This window comes from Bacillus sp. AY2-1 (assembly GCF_008368965.1).
Classification (GTDB): Bacteria; Bacillota; Bacilli; order Bacillales; family Bacillaceae_G; genus Bacillus_A; species Bacillus_A thuringiensis_S.
Genome location: NZ_QPEL01000016.1, coordinates 116,690 through 132,814, shown reverse-complemented (window position 1 = coordinate 132,814; position 16,125 = coordinate 116,690). Strand labels below are relative to the sequence as shown.

Here is a 16,125-nt window from a genome sequence, read left to right as displayed (position 1 = left end):
GTGCTTGAGCAAGGTTTATTAGTAACGGCTGGGGTAGCATTCTTAATTTCTGTTGCCCTTTCGCCATTGTTTATTCCATTTTTAAGAAAATTAAAGTTCGGACAGAGTATTCGTGATGAGGGACCAAAGTCACATCAAAAAAAATCAGGGACACCGACAATGGGCGGTATTGTCATATATGTATCTATGATGGTCACTTCACTTATTATGGCGATTAAGTTTAATCATTTAGGTGCAGAGGTTTCGTTATTATTATTAGTGACATTTGGTTATGGATTGATTGGATTTTTAGATGACTACATAAAGGTAGTTAAGAAGAGAAATCTTGGTTTAACATCAAAACAAAAATTAGTAGGTCAGCTTGTTATTGCTATTGCGTTCTTTTTAATTGGAAAAGGGCAAGCATTTCACACATATATCATGATTCCAGGTACGGATGTTAAGTTTGAATTAGGTTGGGCGTATTTTGTACTTGTACTATTTATGCTAATCGGTGGCTCGAATGCGGTTAACTTAACTGATGGTTTAGATGGTTTATTATCAGGAACAGCGGCTATTGCATTTGGAGCATTTAGTATTATTGCAGTAGCACAAGAACAATTTGGAGTTGCGATATTCTGTATGGCAGTTGTCGGAGCAGTACTGGGATTTTTAGTATTCAACGCGAATCCAGCAAAAGTATTTATGGGGGATACAGGTTCCTTAGCTTTAGGTGGAGCTATCGCAGCTGTAGCAATTTTATTAAAACAAGAATTACTACTTGTAATTATTGGTGGAGTATTCGTAATGGAAACTTTATCTGTTATTATTCAAGTTATTTCGTTTAAAACAACAGGAAAACGTGTCTTTAAAATGAGTCCATTACACCACCATTATGAATTATGTGGTTGGTCAGAATGGCGCGTTGTTGTAACGTTTTGGTCTGTAGGATTTTTATTAGCTGTGTTAGGAATTTATATCGGGGTGTGGATGTAATTGAAAACTGTAACTGAATTTCAAAATAAAAATATTCTTGTATTAGGCATTGCAAAGAGTGGTTATGCAGCAGCTACTTTGTTGCAAAAATTAGGGGCGAATGTCATTGTAAATGACGGAAAGCCTTTAGCAGACAATGTACTTGCTGCAGAATTACAAGCAAAAGGAATGGACGTTGTATGCGGTGGCCATCCTTTAGAATTATTAGAGAGAAATATTTCTCTTGTCGTTAAAAATCCAGGAATCCCGTATTCTAATCCAATATTAGTTGCTGCGAAAGAAAAAGAAATTCCAATTGTTACGGAAGTTGAATTAGCATATCGTATTTCAAAAGCACCATTTGTTGGAATTACAGGGTCTAATGGTAAAACGACGACAACAATGCTGACATTTGAAATGTTAAAAGAAGGACAAAAGCATCCTGTTATTGCAGGGAATATAGGAACTGTAGCTTGTGAAGTAGCACAGGATGCAAAAGAAAATGAAGTTGTAGTTACAGAGCTTTCATCGTTCCAATTGATGGGAGTAGAATCGTTCCAACCTAAAATTGCAGCGTTCTTAAACTTATTTGAAGCCCACTTAGATTATCATGGGACGAAGAAGGAATATGGTTTAGCAAAAGCAAATGTTTTTAAAAACCAAACAGAAAACGATTATAGTGTAATAAATGCGGATGATGCAGATGTGATGGAGTTATCTGCGGATACTAAAGGTCAAAAAATCCTGTTTTCGACAACGAAAGAAATTGAAGATGGCGCGTGTATAAAAGATAACGCTCTTTATTTCAAAGGTGAAAAAGTTGTTGAAGTAAGTGATATCGTTTTACCTGGTCAACATAATCTAGAAAATATTTTAGCTGCGATGAGTATTGCGAAATTATTAGGTACTTCTAATGAAGCAATTACGGTCGTGTTAAAACGTTTTACTGGTGTAAAACATCGTTTAGAATATGTAACAACGATTAACAACCGTAAGTTTTATAATGATTCAAAAGCAACGAATATGTTAGCGACTGAGAAAGCACTATCTGCGTTTACACAACCGATTGTGTTACTAGCAGGTGGGCTTGATCGCGGAAATGAATTCGATGATTTAATTCCGTATTTCAAAAATGTAAAAGCGATTGTAACATTTGGACAAACAGCTCCCAAACTAGTAAGAGCGGCAGAAAAAGCGGGATTAGATATAATTGAAAGTGTCGATACTTTAGATGAAGCAGTGGTGAAAGCTTATGCTCATTCTAAAGAAGATGATGTTGTTCTTCTTTCTCCAGCGTGTGCAAGCTGGGATCAATTTAAAACATTTGAAGAAAGAGGAGACATTTTTATACAAGCTGTGCATAAACTTATATAAAGTAAATCAAAACATCAGTAGGCTAACACCTACTGATGTTTTGTTACATAGGGCAAAAGGTTCTGCCTAAAGAGGTGGTGTTTGTGGGTAATGAAGAAAACGCCTGATTTTATTCTCATCATCGTAACACTTTCATTGTTGACAATCGGAATGATTATGGTTTATAGTGCGAGTGCAGTTTGGGCCTCTTATAAAATGGGGGACTCATTCTTTTTTGCCAAAAGACAATTACTGTTTGCGGGTCTTGGTGTAGTAGCTATGTTTTTTATTATGAAAATTGATTATTGGGTGTGGCGTACGTATTCAAAAGTAATTTTGCTAGTTTGCTTCATTCTTCTTATTCTCGTTCTTATTCCTGGAGTAGGTCTTGTTCGAGGAGGAGCACGAAGTTGGATTGGGATCGGAGCATTTTCGATTCAACCGTCAGAATTTATGAAGTTTGCGATGATTATTTTCTTGGCAAAGTTTTTAGCGGAACGGCAAAAATTGATTACATCTTTTAAACGTGGTTTATTACCGGCTCTTAGTTTTGTGTTTCTTGCTTTTGGGATGATTATGTTACAGCCAGACCTTGGGACAGGAACGGTAATGGTTGGGACATGTATCATTATGATATTTATTTCGGGAGCGAGGGTCTTTCACTTTGCGATGTTTGGTTTGCTTGGTGTAGCGGGGTTTGTAGGGTTAATCGCATCAGCACCGTATCGAATGAAGCGCATTACATCATATTTAGACCCGTGGGCAGATCCGCTTGGAAGTGGATTTCAAATTATCCAATCATTACTCGCAATTGGACCCGGTGGATTATTTGGACTTGGGCTTGGACAAAGTAGACAAAAATTTCTTTATTTACCTGAACCACAAACTGACTTTATATTTGCAATCTTATCCGAGGAATTAGGTTTTATTGGTGGGTCATTTGTGTTATTATTATTTAGTCTATTATTATGGCGCGGGATTCGTATCGCATTAGGAGCGCCAGATTTATATGGTACGTTTTTAGCAGTAGGTATTGTGGCGATGATTGCGATTCAAGTAATGATTAATGTTGGTGTTGTAACAGGACTGATGCCTGTTACGGGTATTACCTTGCCGTTTTTAAGTTATGGTGGATCAAGTTTGACATTAATGTTAATGGCAGTAGGTGTATTATTAAATATAAGTCGCCATTCTCGCTACTAAACCCTGTTTATAAGACAGGGTTTTTCGTATGTGTGTAAAAATGCAATATGTATATAGAAATAAATATAATGGAAATAAGAAAAGAGAAGCGGAGGAGTTAGTAGTGCGTGTATTAGTGAGTGGTGGGGGTACTGGTGGTCATATTTATCCAGCTCTTGCTTTAATTAGAGAAATAAAAAAGTTAAATCCAGAAGCAAGATTTTTATATATTGGTACGGAAAATGGACTAGAGAGTACAATCGTTCCAAAAGCAGGTATACCATTTCAATCTATTGTTATAAGTGGATTTAAACGAAAAATATCATTAGATAATGTGAAAACAGTAATGCGTTTTCTAAAAGGTGTACAGGATAGTAAACGATATATTCGTCGTTTTAATCCGGATATCGTAATTGGAACGGGTGGATATGTATGTGGACCAGTTGTATACGCTGCAGCCAAATTAGGTATTCCGACTATTGTACATGAACAAAATAGTGTACCAGGTGTAACGAACAAATTTTTAAGTCGTTATGTTGATAAAGTTGCTGTTTGTTTTGAAGCAGCTACAGAGCATTTTCCAGAGTCAAAAGTGGTAATGACAGGTAATCCGCGAGCATCAGAGGTAATGGATCAAAATGGAATGAAAGGGAAACGTTCAGTTGGGCTTTCTCTTCCTAAAAAGTCTGTACTTATATTTGGTGGAAGTCGTGGGGCTAGACCGATTAACGATGCCTTCGTTGAAGCAATTGAACAGTTTGGGAACAAAAGCTACGAAATACTATATGTAACAGGTGAAGTACATTATGACAAAGTGATGGAAGCCGTGAAGCAAAAAGGGAACCCGAACAATGTTATTATTAAGCCGTTCATTCATAATATGCCAGAGGTACTAACTGGTGTAGACCTTGTTGTTTCAAGGGCTGGGGCAACAACACTTGCAGAATTAACAGCGTTAGGAAAACCAAGTGTGTTAATACCGAGTCCGTACGTAACAAATAATCATCAGGAAAAGAATGCACGTTCAGTTGTTGATAAAGGAGCGGCAAAAATGTTACTTGAAAAAGATTTAACAGCTGAAACACTTATTCGTGATATTGATGAGATTTTATTGGATGCACAAACATTACAAAATATGAAGCTAGCTGCTAAGAAACTAGGTATTCCAGATGCAGCAAATAAGCTGTATGAAGTAATGAATAAGCTTGTAAAAAAATAAAGTGAGGCTTTAATCAGTGGGGAGTGATTCTCTCTCGTTGATTATTACCTTTCACTAATCGGATGTTTACTGGCATCCCGATACCGCCTAACTTCTTTGTTACCGCCGAATTTTGATTTAGGAGCTGTACTGCCCGTAAATAGAGGGATAACGTTAGGTGAACGCCCTGCATATTATTGTCATAAGGAGACTTAATATGGGGGAGATTGTCTATGGAACAATTAGTAAATGAGCTTATAGAAGCAGACGTTGGTCGTGTTTTAGTTAACGAGTCGTTAGCGCGTTATACAACTATGAAAATAGGTGGACCAGCGGATATTTTAATTGTGCCTAAGCATGTAGCCGGTATTGAAAAAACATTACAGTTAGTAAAGCAATACAAAACGAAGTGGACTGTAATTGGGCGCGGTTCAAACCTTCTTGTATCTGATCAAGGCATAGAAGGTGTTGTTATTCGTTTAGGAGAAGGATTAGATCACTTAGAGGTCGAAAAACATAAGGTAAGAGTTGGTAGTGGATATTCTCTTATTAAATTGTCAACTTTACTTAGTCGTCAAGGGTTAGCTGGATTGGAGTTTGCAAGCGGTATTCCAGGAAGTGTCGGTGGTGCAGTATATATGAATGCAGGTGCACATAAATCGGATATATCGAGTGTATTATCGAAGGCTCTCATTCTGTTTGAAGACGGTACAATTGACTGGTTAACGAATAAAGAACTGGAGTTTTCTTATCGGGCATCTGTATTGCAAACGAAACGGCCTGGTATTGTTTTAGAGGCGGAGTTTCAATTACAGGCGGGAAAACGTGAAGAAATTGTACGTAGCATGCAAAATAATAAAGATTACCGCCGTGAAACGCAACCATGGAATCACCCGTGTGCAGGAAGTATATTTCGGAATCCAATCCCACATTTTGCAGGCGATTTAGTAGAAAAAGCAGGGCTTCGTGGTTATAGGATTGGTGGAGCTCAAATTTCTCAAATGCATGGCAATTTTATTGTTAATACCGGGGGAGCTTCAGCGCAAGATGTATTGTCCTTAATTGAATTAATAAAACATACAATTAAGGATAAATTTGATGTAGATATGCACACAGAAGTAGAAATCATTGGAAGATAACGGTTATTCGTTCCGCTCATTATCATTTATGTTATAATAAGAAGATAAGAACGGCATGAGGAACATGCCGTTCTTTATGTTACATAGGGGGATCGTACATGAATAATAGTAAAGTGATTAAACTACAAGATCGTGTACCAAAATTGAAAAATCAAAAGAAAAAAAACAAAAAAAATGTTAATCATCGATTGATTTTATACATATCAATTTTATTTTTATTAGTGCTCTTTTTAATTTATTTTCGGTCTCCGCTTAGTAATATAAAAAAGATTAGTGTGTTTGGAAATCATTATATGACGGATGAGCAAGTAATGAAGGATTCAGGCGTGACATATGATACAAGTTATTTCCGAGTGACAGCACATAAAGCTGAAGAAAACTTAACGAAGCGAAAAGAAATTAAAGCAGTAAATGTAAAAAAACGTTTTCCAAACAAGATTGATGTTCATATTGAAGAATATTTAACGATTGGTTATATAAATAAAGAGGGAAAATTACAACCGTTATTAGAGAATGGAAAAACACTTGATGTACTACCTAATGGAAAACTTCCTGTTGCAGCACCGATTTTCGAACCTTTTAAAGAAGAGAAAATGAAGGAGTTAATCGCTGAACTAGAAAAATTAACACCAGCTATTTTAAAATCTATTTCGGAGATTCGCTATTCTCCAACGAATGCGAATGAAGATCATCTTACTTTATATATGAATGAAGGTTATGAAGTGAGCACTACGATTCAAAATTTCGCAAAACGTATGGAAGCCTATCCGCTTATTTTAAAAACAATTGAACCAGGTAAGAAGGTATTAATTGATTTAGAAGTAGGTGCATATACGAAAGAATTAGGTGCGGGAGAAAAAAAAGAATAGAATGGTAGTTTTCGTTGCTTATAGCAGAAAAAACAAAACAAACGTTCTATTATATGCATACGAATTTAGAAGAATGGTTCATTTGATGAAAAATATGTAAAAATTCTTAGATTCATACTAGTATTGGTACAAGTTTCACTTTTCTATGAGTACATCTTAGTGTAGACTTATACTTGGCGGTAAACTTTACACTCGAAATAGAATTATTTCAAGATAAGCAGTTATTCATAGTTTACTGCGATATTCTTAATTGAATGCTAAATAAAAATAAGAAAAATATAGGGTTAAAAAAGGGAAACGTATAAAGACGTTGAATATTTTTCTTATAAATAGTAAAGTTGCGATTGTTGTTCCATATATTGAGTTGTATGGTATAAATAAAGAAGGAGGTGCCAAAGAATGAACAGCAATGAAATATATGTTAGTCTTGACATCGGTACATCCAATGTTAAAGTCATCATTGGTGAAATGGTTAATGACAGCTTAAACATTATTGGTGTTGGAAATGTAAAATCAAATGGTTTAAAGAAGGGATCGATAGTTGATATAGACGAGACTGTTCGATCAATTAAAAAAGCAATTGAACAAGCTGAGCGTATGGTGGGAATCCACATTGAGCAAGTTGTAGTAGGTGTCAATGCAAACCAGGTACAGCTACTTCCTTGTCACGGAGTAGTCGCTGTTTCAAATGAAGATCGTGAAATCGGGAATGAAGATGTCTTACGCGTTCTAGATGCAGCACAAGTTGTGTCAATTGCTCCAGAACGTGAGTTTATTGATGTGGTACCTCGACAGTTCATCGTAGACGGTCTTGACGAGATTAACGATCCACGCGGGATGATCGGTGTAAGATTAGAAATGGAAGGCACACTTATTACAGGCTCGAGAACTTTACTACATAACCTACTTCGTTGTGTAGAAAAAGCAGGTCTTGAAATTGTTGATATTTGTCTTCAACCTTTAGCGGCTGCAACAGTTGCTATATCTTCAGATGAAAAAAATAGAGGAGTAGCCCTTGTTGATATGGGGGGAGGATCTACAACTTTATCTATTTTTAAAGACGGAGAGTTACAAGCGACGAGCGTATTACCATTAGGTGGAGACCATATAACGAAGGATATTGCAATTGGGTTGAAAACTTCAACAGAAAATGCAGATCAAATTAAGTTGAAATATGGACATGCTTTTTATGATACAGCATCTGAAGAAGAGATGTTTACGGTTCCTATTATGGGAAGTGATCAAACAGAACAATATTCTCAGTTGGAATTATCGGATATAATAGAGGCTCGTGTAGAGGAAATTTTAATGTTTGTTCAAGATGAAGTGCGTAAGTTAGGAGTAAAGCAAGTGGCTTCTGGTTATGTACTAACTGGCGGAATTGCTTCTATGCCAGGTGTTCTTGATCTTGCATATGATATTTTACATGAAAATGTTCGTGTAGCAACTCCTGATTATATTGGTGTGCGTGAGCCCCAATATACAAGCGGAGTTGGATTAATTAAACATTCTTATCAAAAAGCTAAATTACGTGGGAAAAATGTGCAGGAAAAGCAAGAGCATTTTGAAACAGTACCAGCACCAGCACCAACGCCGGTACAACAGCAACCTGCGAAACAAAAAACTCGTAATCAAAACAATAATAATCAAAATGATGACCGTATGATGTCAAAAGTAAAACGTGTATTCCGTTATTTATGGGATTAAAATTGGACACGAAAAATGAGGTTCTAGGGGGATTTCGACATGTTAGAGTTTGATACTACTCAAGATCAATTAGCGAATATAAAAGTTATCGGTGTCGGCGGTGGCGGAAACAATGCTGTAAACCGTATGATTGAACACGGTGTACAAGGTGTAGACTTTATCGCTGTGAACACTGATGCACAAGCATTAAATCTATCAAAAGCTGAAACAAAAATGCAAATTGGTGGAAAATTAACGCGTGGACTTGGTGCAGGCGCAAACCCTGAAGTAGGGAAAAAAGCTGCAGAAGAAAGTAAAGAACAGATCCAAGAAGCACTTCGTGGTGCGGATATGGTCTTCGTAACTGCTGGTATGGGCGGTGGAACTGGAACTGGTGCAGCTCCAGTTGTTGCTCAAGTTGCAAAAGAATTAGGTGCTTTAACAGTTGGTGTTGTAACACGTCCATTTACTTTTGAAGGACGTAAACGTGCAACGCAAGCAGCATCTGGTATTGCAGCATTTAAAGAAAATGTAGATACTCTTATTGTAATTCCAAACGATCGCTTATTAGAGATCGTTGATAAAAATACGCCAATGTTAGAAGCATTCCGTGAAGCTGATAACGTATTACGTCAAGGTGTTCAAGGTATTTCGGATTTAATTGCAACGCCAGGTTTAATTAATTTAGACTTTGCAGACGTAAAGACAATTATGTCTAATAGAGGTTCTGCTTTAATGGGTATTGGTTCTGGTAACGGGGAAAATCGTGCTGCAGAAGCTGCGAAAAAAGCGATTTCTAGTCCATTACTAGAAACATCTATTGATGGAGCTCAAGGTGTTATCATGAATATTACGGGTGGCGCTAACTTAAGCTTATATGAAGTACAAGAAGCGGCAGATATCGTAGCCTCAGCTTCAGATCCAGAAGTAAATATGATCTTCGGTTCTGTTATTAACGAAGGATTAAAAGATGATATCGTTGTAACTGTAATTGCAACTGGTTTTGATGATAGCATTGCAACTCAACCACCAAAACCAATTATTCGTCCGAATGCGAACCACACGCAACAACAGCAACAACCAGTAGCTCAACCTTCAAAACAACGTGAAGTAAAACGTGAAATGAAGCGTGAAGAGCCAGTTGTACATGAACGTCATTCAGATTCAGATGATATCGATATTCCAGCATTTTTACGTAACCGTCGTAGACGATAAAAAAAGGAGCTTTCATGCTCCTTTTTTGTTTTTTAAATGGAAAAGACCTGCTAAGCAGGTCTTTTTTTATTTGGTATATTTCAATATATTTTGTTGGTGAAAATAAGAGTATATCATTCTATGAATTTGTACTTTTATTCTTTACCGACAGATTATGTCTAGAAATCACAAAATAACAAAAAAACACCTCCGCAAATTGACACACTTTCCTATTGGATATGCATTATACTAGTCTCAACTTGAAAAAAGAGGTGAATTGTTTGGTTGTTTACGCCGACGTTGTTTGGTTGTTAAACGCCTGCATTGATTTTCTTTTGCTTTTATTAACAGCTACCGTGTTAAAAAAGAAAATCAAAAGATGGAGGCTTGTGTTAGGGGCATTTATAGGTTCAACTATTGTTATTTTTGCCTTTACTCCTTTTGCTTCTATGATGACACATCCAATTATGAAACTACTGTACTCGTTACTTATTGTGTATACAGCATTTGGGTTTACAACATTTAGAAATTATGCACAGACTGTTTGTACTTTTTACTTTGTAACCTTTATGGTTGGCGGAGGATTAATTGGAACTCATTTCTTTTTGCAAACGAATGAAATGGTAAATGGATTGGTTCAATCTCAGTCAATTTCTTACGGCGATCCAATTAGTTGGTTATTTGTTATTTTTGGTTTTCCGGTAATTTATTATTTTTCTAAAAAGCGTATTGAAAGCGTAGAGGTCACGAAAATACACTATGACCAAATTGTGAAAGTAAAAATTCAATTGGCCGAAGAAGAACTAGAACTGGCAGGTCTTATTGACAGTGGGAACCAACTTTACGATCCATTAACAAAAACACCCGTTATGATTATGCATGTTTCATCATTAGAACATTGCTTACCATCTTGGTTAACAGAACAAATTTATTCCAAAACAGAAATTCCTCAAATACCAGAAAATGATTCTGGTTGGGCGACAAAATTACGTTTAATTCCTTTCCGTGCAGTAGGAGTAGAAAGTCAATTTTTGTGGGCAATTAAGCCTGACAGTGTGCAAGTTGATCATGAAGGTAGTTCTATTGTTGTAAACAAAGTATTAATTGGATTAAATACACAACAACTGTCTACAAATGGGGAGTATCAATGTATTGTGCATCCAAAAATGTTGATTTCACAAAAAATGGTGATCGCTTAATAATGAGAGGCGGGATAATATGATGAAATTAAAATTTTATTTAGTATACCTTTGGTATAAAGTATTGCTGAAATTAGGAATTAAGACCGATGAAATTTATTATATTGGTGGAAGTGAAGCGTTGCCACCACCGTTAACGAAAGAAGAAGAGGAAGTTCTTTTGAATAAATTGCCAAAGGGAGATCAGGCAGCAAGGTCATTACTTATTGAACGTAACTTAAGGCTCGTTGTATATATAGCAAGAAAGTTTGAAAATACAGGGATAAATATTGAAGATTTGATTAGTATAGGAACAATCGGCCTTATTAAAGCGGTAAATACATTTAATCCAGAAAAGAAAATAAAATTAGCAACATATGCATCGCGTTGTATAGAAAATGAAATTTTAATGCATTTACGTCGAAATAACAAAAATCGTTCAGAAGTTTCTTTTGATGAACCGCTAAACATTGATTGGGATGGGAATGAACTGTTGTTGTCTGACGTGTTAGGTACAGATGATGATATTATTACAAAAGATTTAGAAGCTACTGTAGATCGTCACCTTTTAATGAAAGCATTACACCAATTAAATGATCGTGAAAAACAAATTATGGAACTTCGGTTTGGTCTTGCTGGAGGAGAGGAAAAGACGCAAAAAGATGTGGCGGATATGCTTGGGATTTCACAGTCATACATTTCGCGTTTAGAAAAAAGAATTATAAAAAGATTACGAAAAGAATTTAATAAAATGGTGTGAAGAATAAGACCAGCCGTTATGTAGGCTGGTCTTATTCTATTTAGTTGTATTAGGAAAGATAATTTAAATAAAAAATCGTGAAAAAACCATATGCATAAAATCCCCTTCAAAGGAAATACTTTACACTGTACAGCAACTCCCGATAGGAGGGAACACTTTGACGAGAAACAAAGTAGAAATTTGCGGTGTTGATACAGCTAAACTTCCAGTATTAAAAAATGAAGAGATGCGTAAATTATTTCGTGAAATGCAAAGTGGAGAGATAAGCGCAAGAGAAAAATTAGTGAATGGAAACTTACGTCTTGTACTGAGCGTCATCCAAAGATTTAATAACAGAGGAGAATATGTTGACGATTTATTTCAAGTTGGTTGCATTGGACTTATGAAATCAATTGATAATTTTGATTTAGGCCAAAATGTAAAATTTTCAACGTATGCTGTGCCGATGATTATTGGGGAAATACGCAGATATTTGCGTGATAATAATCCAATTCGCGTATCGCGCTCATTGCGAGATATTGCGTATAAAGCTTTGCAAGTAAGAGAAAAGTTGATTGCAGAAAATTCAAAAGAACCAACAGCAATGGATATTGCAAAAGTGCTAGAAGTAACTCATGAAGAGATAGTATTTGCTTTAGATGCGATTCAAGACCCAGTTTCATTATTTGAACCGATTTATAATGATGGAGGAGATCCTATCTTTGTTATGGATCAGTTAAGTGATGAAAAACAAAAGGACGAGCAGTGGGTTGAAGAATTAGCATTAAAAGAAGGAATGAAGCGTTTAAATGATCGAGAGAAAATGATTATTAGAAAACGTTTCTTCCAAGGAAAGACACAGATGGAAGTTGCAGAAGAAATTGGGATTTCCCAAGCGCAAGTATCACGTTTAGAGAAGTCAGCCATTAAACAAATGAATAAAACGATTCAAGGATAAGGTCTCACCAATTATGGTGAGACCTTTTTATATGTAATATGGTTTGTGCTCATAGTAGGGGATTAGTGTTCATATAATGAAACTAGCATGGTGTTTCGTATAGGTGGCTTCCTGTAAATATGAGAAACAGTTTCCAATTCGTCATATAAGGGAGAGGATAAAAATGGTGATACGAATTTCAGAGTTACAGATGAAGGATGTTATAAATATTTCAGATGGAAAAAGGATTGGGAATATTGGAGATATTGAAATTGATATGAACACAGGGAAAATTTGTTCTGTTATTATTTCCAAACAGACACGTATGCTAGGTATTTTTGGAAAAGATGTTGAGATTGTAATTCCTTGGAAGGAAATTGTGAAAATTGGGGAAGATGTCATACTTGTAAGAGTAAATCCTGTTAATTCTGTAACAGAATCAATACAAACACCGACAATTTCATAAAGAATATTACAAATTCCTCTTTTTTTTCTGTTAGGATTATGAAAAAATAAAAGTATGGTAAAATAGACAGGAAGTACCATGCTTTTTTCTGTTATTTTAATTAAAAGGAGCCGCTTTATTATGAGAGAACCATTTAAATATGTGGACGGTATACTGTATTTACAAGCGTGGAAAGAACTTGGAAACATTACTGCTGGATTTACGACAAAAGATGGTGGGATAAGTACGGGCTCCTTTCATGCGATGAATTTAGGATTACATGTGAATGATATCGTGGAGAACGTTCATGAAAACAGACGCATTTTAGCAAATAAGTTACAAAAACCATTAGAAAACTGGATTTGCTCTGAACAAGTTCATGCTCATCATGTTGAAAAAGTAGGGCAACAGGAAAAAGGAAGTGGCGTCTATTCATATGAGGACGGCATTTCAAAAACAGATGGCATTTATACGAGTAATGAAGATGTTCTGTTAACGTCTTGTTACGCGGATTGTGTTCCGCTCTATTTTTATGCACCATCACATGGTATGATAGGACTTGCGCATGCTGGATGGAAAGGCACTGTACAAGAGATTGCAAAGGAAATGATTCAAAAGTGGAATGCAGAAGGTATTTCAAGTGATGAAATTCATGTTGCAATTGGGCCGTCGATCGGATCTTGTTGTTATGTTGTGGATGATCGTGTATTAACAGCAGCACAGGAAGTAGTTAGCGGTGCTGTTCCTCATCAAAAAATTTCTGACGGGCAGTACGCAATTAATTTAAAAGAAATTAATCGTATATTATGTGTACAAGCAGGCATAAAAGAAGAGCATATTGTAATGTCATCTCTTTGTACAAGCTGTGAAGAGCAACTATTTTTCTCTCATCGTCGTGATCAAGGTAAGACAGGAAGAATGTTGAGTTTCATAGGTTTTAAGGAGGAAGGAAGCAAGTGACAGTACAAGAAAATTTAGTGATTGTAAACGAAGCTATTAAAGAATCTTGCGCTCGAGCTGGACGTTCGTTGCAAGATATTAAACTTGTTGCAGTGACAAAAACTGTAGGGATTGAAAAAACAAACGAAGTAATTGAAGCTGGAATTATCGATTTAGGTGAAAATAGAAATGAAGGTTTCTTACAGAAATACGAGCATTTCGGTTCAAAAGTTAATTGGCACTTTATTGGCTCATTACAAACGAGAAAAGTAAAAGAAATCATTAATGAAATTGATTATTTACATTCGTTAGATCGTCTTTCCCTGGCGAAAGAAATTCAGAAACGTGCTGATAAGAAAGTGAAATGCTTTATTCAAGTGAAAACCTCATCTGAAGAATCGAAGCAAGGATTGGCAATAGAAGAGGTTGTTTCTTTTATTCAAAGTTTGCAAGAATTCGATAAAATTGAAGTGGTTGGACTAATGACGATGGCTCCATTTACAGAAGAAGAGGAAGAAATCAGACGCTGTTTTAAGGAATTACGTATGCTACAAACAGAGGTGCAGGAGCTAGAATTATTACATGCGCCATGTAAAGAATTATCAATGGGAATGTCCAACGATTACACGATTGCAATTGAAGAAGGGGCTACATATATTCGTTTGGGAACGATTTTAGTAGGAAAAGCGTAAAAGGAAGGAGAATCTTATTATGAGTTGGTCAAAAGTAAAATACTTCTTTTTTGATACACCGGAAGAAAAAGAAGCAGCTCAATATGGTTATGAAAAGGAGCAAACAGACATGAAAAAGCAGCAAGATCCACCAGAACAACAAGATGTTACGTTTCCGAAAGCGCAACCGAAGCAAAATGTTGTGAGTATTGAAACAGCAAAACAATCTTCAAAAGTTGTTTTATTAGAACCACGCACATATTCGGAAGCGCAAGGGATTGCGGACCACCTAAAAGGTAGACGAGCTGTTGTAATTAATTTGCAGAGAATGTCTACTGATCAAGCGGTACGTATCGTTGACTTTTTAAGTGGTACTGTATACGCTATAGGCGGGGACATTCAAAAAATAGGACCGAAAACATTTATGTGTACACCTGAAAATGTTGATATTGTTGGTGCAATTTCAGAGTTATTCGGTGAAGAAGAAGAAACAAATATAAAGAGGTGGTAATACGCCATGACAACAGTTTTAATGGTGTTAAGTTCTGCTATCGAGATTTACTCGTGGGCACTGATTATTTACATTCTCCTATCATGGTTTCCTGGTGCAAAGGAATCATCTTTTGGAGAGTTCTTGGCGCGAATTTGTGAACCGTATTTAGAACCATTCCGCAGATTTATTCCGCCGCTGGGTATGATTGATATTTCTCCACTCGTTGCGATTTTTGCGTTAAAACTTGCTAAAAGTGGTTTGTTCAGCTTGTTCGGCTATTTCTTATAGTAAGAGGTTAAATACATGAGCATTTACGAACATTTTAGGCCTGATGAAGAGGTCTTTGTAGATAAAGTGCTAGAGTGGAAGCGAACGGCGGAGTACCATCAAGTGAAATTAACAGATTTCCTTGATCCAAGACAGCAACAAATTGTTTCTATGGTAATTGGACAAGGAGATGTTGCTGTGCAATTTGGTGGTGCAACGCCTAATGCAGAGCGTAAAAGAGCACTCATTTATCCAGACTATCTAGAATTAAATGAAGAAGAATTTCAAGTAGAAGTATTAGAAATTGACTATCCTTCCAAGTTTTATACGCTAGAACATAGGCAAATATTAGGTACATTTATGTCTCTTGGTTTAACGAGAGAAAAATGTGGTGATATTTTGCTGCAAGAAAATCGTGCCCAAATTGTAGTTGCGAAAGAAATCGTATCGTACATTGAGATGAACTTACAAGCAATAGGAAAAGTAAAAGTCTCCTTATCAGCAGTACAAGGAGAACAAATTCTACAGATACATGAAACGTGGGGGGAGAAATCTGGAACGGTTTCTTCACTTCGTTTAGATGTTATGTTAGCTGAAATGTTACATTTATCTAGACAGAAAGTACAACCTTTCATTAAAAATGGTTTAGTAAAAGTTAATTGGAAAATAGTGGAACAAACTTCTTATGAATGTTATCCAGGAGACGTTTTCTCTGTTAGAGGATATGGCCGAAGTAAATTATTTTCTGTAGAAGGTAGAACAAAACGCGACAAATGGAGAATTTTGTATGGTATACTAAAATGATTGGTTTTTTAGAAGGAAATCCTCCTATTTTGTCGAAGAAAAGATATAATTGAAAGAGGAAATTTAGATAACTACTT

At 36.0% G+C, this 16,125-nt stretch carries 17 protein-coding genes; all 17 read left to right on the top strand.

The features are described 5' to 3' along the window. The 17 genes from mraY to DN403_RS03430 all read left to right on the top strand — a co-directional run bounded on the left by mraY (position 1) and on the right by DN403_RS03430 (position 16,048). Positions 1–975, top strand: coding sequence for a phospho-N-acetylmuramoyl-pentapeptide-transferase (gene mraY / locus DN403_RS03515; RefSeq protein ID WP_000893058.1), 975 nt, complete (start codon positions 1–3; stop codon positions 973–975). Beyond that, complete coding sequence (murD, locus tag DN403_RS03510; protein WP_000860096.1) at positions 976–2,328, top strand: UDP-N-acetylmuramoyl-L-alanine--D-glutamate ligase; 1,353 nt, start codon at positions 976–978, stop codon at positions 2,326–2,328. A gap of 90 nt (positions 2,329–2,418) precedes the next feature. Further along, positions 2,419–3,510 carry a stage V sporulation protein E gene (gene spoVE, locus DN403_RS03505; protein WP_000753521.1) on the top strand — a complete coding sequence of 364 codons (1,092 nt, stop codon included), beginning with the start codon at positions 2,419–2,421 and terminating at the stop codon, positions 3,508–3,510. A 103-nt stretch (positions 3,511–3,613) separates the two neighbouring features. After that, positions 3,614–4,708, top strand: coding sequence for an undecaprenyldiphospho-muramoylpentapeptide beta-N-acetylglucosaminyltransferase (gene murG / locus DN403_RS03500; RefSeq protein ID WP_014894899.1), 1,095 nt, complete (start codon positions 3,614–3,616; stop codon positions 4,706–4,708). A 212-nt stretch (positions 4,709–4,920) separates the two neighbouring features. Continuing rightward, positions 4,921–5,826, top strand: a complete 906-nt coding sequence (gene murB, locus DN403_RS03490) for a UDP-N-acetylmuramate dehydrogenase (protein ID WP_000437030.1) — start codon at positions 4,921–4,923, stop codon at positions 5,824–5,826. A gap of 98 nt (positions 5,827–5,924) precedes the next feature. Then, positions 5,925–6,695 (top strand): cell division protein DivIB, encoded by a 771-nt coding sequence (divIB, locus tag DN403_RS03485; RefSeq protein ID WP_001065792.1) that lies wholly within the window; start codon positions 5,925–5,927, stop codon positions 6,693–6,695. A 399-nt stretch (positions 6,696–7,094) separates the two neighbouring features. Continuing rightward, complete coding sequence (gene ftsA / locus DN403_RS03480) at positions 7,095–8,402, top strand: cell division protein FtsA (RefSeq protein WP_001087559.1); 1,308 nt, start codon at positions 7,095–7,097, stop codon at positions 8,400–8,402. Positions 8,403–8,441: 39 nt separating this feature from the next. After that, complete coding sequence (ftsZ, locus tag DN403_RS03475) at positions 8,442–9,596, top strand: cell division protein FtsZ (RefSeq protein ID WP_000888984.1); 1,155 nt, start codon at positions 8,442–8,444, stop codon at positions 9,594–9,596. A gap of 260 nt (positions 9,597–9,856) precedes the next feature. Further along, complete coding sequence (gene spoIIGA, locus DN403_RS03470) at positions 9,857–10,774, top strand: sigma-E processing peptidase SpoIIGA (RefSeq protein WP_000261973.1); 918 nt, start codon at positions 9,857–9,859, stop codon at positions 10,772–10,774. 19 nt (positions 10,775–10,793) lie between these two features. Next, positions 10,794–11,513, top strand: a complete 720-nt coding sequence (gene sigE / locus DN403_RS03465; RefSeq protein ID WP_000976948.1) for an RNA polymerase sporulation sigma factor SigE — start codon at positions 10,794–10,796, stop codon at positions 11,511–11,513. Positions 11,514–11,670: 157 nt separating this feature from the next. Then, positions 11,671–12,450, top strand: a complete 780-nt coding sequence (gene sigG / locus DN403_RS03460) for an RNA polymerase sporulation sigma factor SigG (RefSeq protein ID WP_000197755.1) — start codon at positions 11,671–11,673, stop codon at positions 12,448–12,450. A 163-nt stretch (positions 12,451–12,613) separates the two neighbouring features. Next, positions 12,614–12,895, top strand: coding sequence for a YlmC/YmxH family sporulation protein (locus DN403_RS03455; protein ID WP_000236745.1), 282 nt, complete (start codon positions 12,614–12,616; stop codon positions 12,893–12,895). Between the two features lie 120 nt (positions 12,896–13,015). Continuing rightward, a complete protein-coding gene (gene pgeF / locus DN403_RS03450) occupies positions 13,016–13,834 on the top strand; it encodes a peptidoglycan editing factor PgeF (RefSeq protein ID WP_001209008.1) in 819 nt (272 codons plus the stop codon). After that, complete coding sequence (locus DN403_RS03445; protein ID WP_000218005.1) at positions 13,831–14,505, top strand: YggS family pyridoxal phosphate-dependent enzyme; 675 nt, start codon at positions 13,831–13,833, stop codon at positions 14,503–14,505. The genes pgeF and DN403_RS03445 overlap by 4 nt, the downstream gene beginning before the upstream one ends. A 19-nt stretch (positions 14,506–14,524) precedes the next feature. After that, positions 14,525–14,995, top strand: a complete 471-nt coding sequence (locus tag DN403_RS03440) for a cell division protein SepF (RefSeq protein ID WP_000119129.1) — start codon at positions 14,525–14,527, stop codon at positions 14,993–14,995. Positions 14,996–15,001: 6 nt separating this feature from the next. Continuing rightward, positions 15,002–15,265, top strand: a complete 264-nt coding sequence (locus DN403_RS03435) for a YggT family protein (RefSeq protein ID WP_000214323.1) — start codon at positions 15,002–15,004, stop codon at positions 15,263–15,265. A gap of 15 nt (positions 15,266–15,280) precedes the next feature. Further along, on the top strand, positions 15,281–16,048 hold the full coding sequence (locus DN403_RS03430; protein WP_000029712.1) for a YlmH family RNA-binding protein: 768 nt from the start codon (positions 15,281–15,283) through the stop codon (positions 16,046–16,048). Positions 16,049–16,125: the final 77 nt, after the last annotated feature.

Excerpts from the sequence above, each read along its gene's own strand:
- spoVE (WP_000753521.1), top strand. The coding sequence starts at position 2,419 with ATGAAGAAAACGCCTGATTTTATTCTCATCATCGTAACACTTTCATTG.
- murB (WP_000437030.1), top strand. The coding sequence starts at position 4,921 with ATGGAACAATTAGTAAATGAGCTTATAGAAGCAGACGTTGGTCGTGTT.
- divIB (WP_001065792.1), top strand. The coding sequence starts at position 5,925 with ATGAATAATAGTAAAGTGATTAAACTACAAGATCGTGTACCAAAATTG.
- ftsA (WP_001087559.1), top strand. The coding sequence starts at position 7,095 with ATGAACAGCAATGAAATATATGTTAGTCTTGACATCGGTACATCCAAT.
- ftsZ (WP_000888984.1), top strand. The coding sequence starts at position 8,442 with ATGTTAGAGTTTGATACTACTCAAGATCAATTAGCGAATATAAAAGTT.
- sigE (WP_000976948.1), top strand. The coding sequence starts at position 10,794 with ATGATGAAATTAAAATTTTATTTAGTATACCTTTGGTATAAAGTATTG.
- DN403_RS03455 (WP_000236745.1), top strand. The coding sequence starts at position 12,614 with ATGGTGATACGAATTTCAGAGTTACAGATGAAGGATGTTATAAATATT.
- pgeF (WP_001209008.1), top strand. The coding sequence starts at position 13,016 with ATGAGAGAACCATTTAAATATGTGGACGGTATACTGTATTTACAAGCG.
- DN403_RS03440 (WP_000119129.1), top strand. The coding sequence starts at position 14,525 with ATGAGTTGGTCAAAAGTAAAATACTTCTTTTTTGATACACCGGAAGAA.
- DN403_RS03435 (WP_000214323.1), top strand. The coding sequence starts at position 15,002 with ATGACAACAGTTTTAATGGTGTTAAGTTCTGCTATCGAGATTTACTCG.
- DN403_RS03430 (WP_000029712.1), top strand. The coding sequence starts at position 15,281 with ATGAGCATTTACGAACATTTTAGGCCTGATGAAGAGGTCTTTGTAGAT.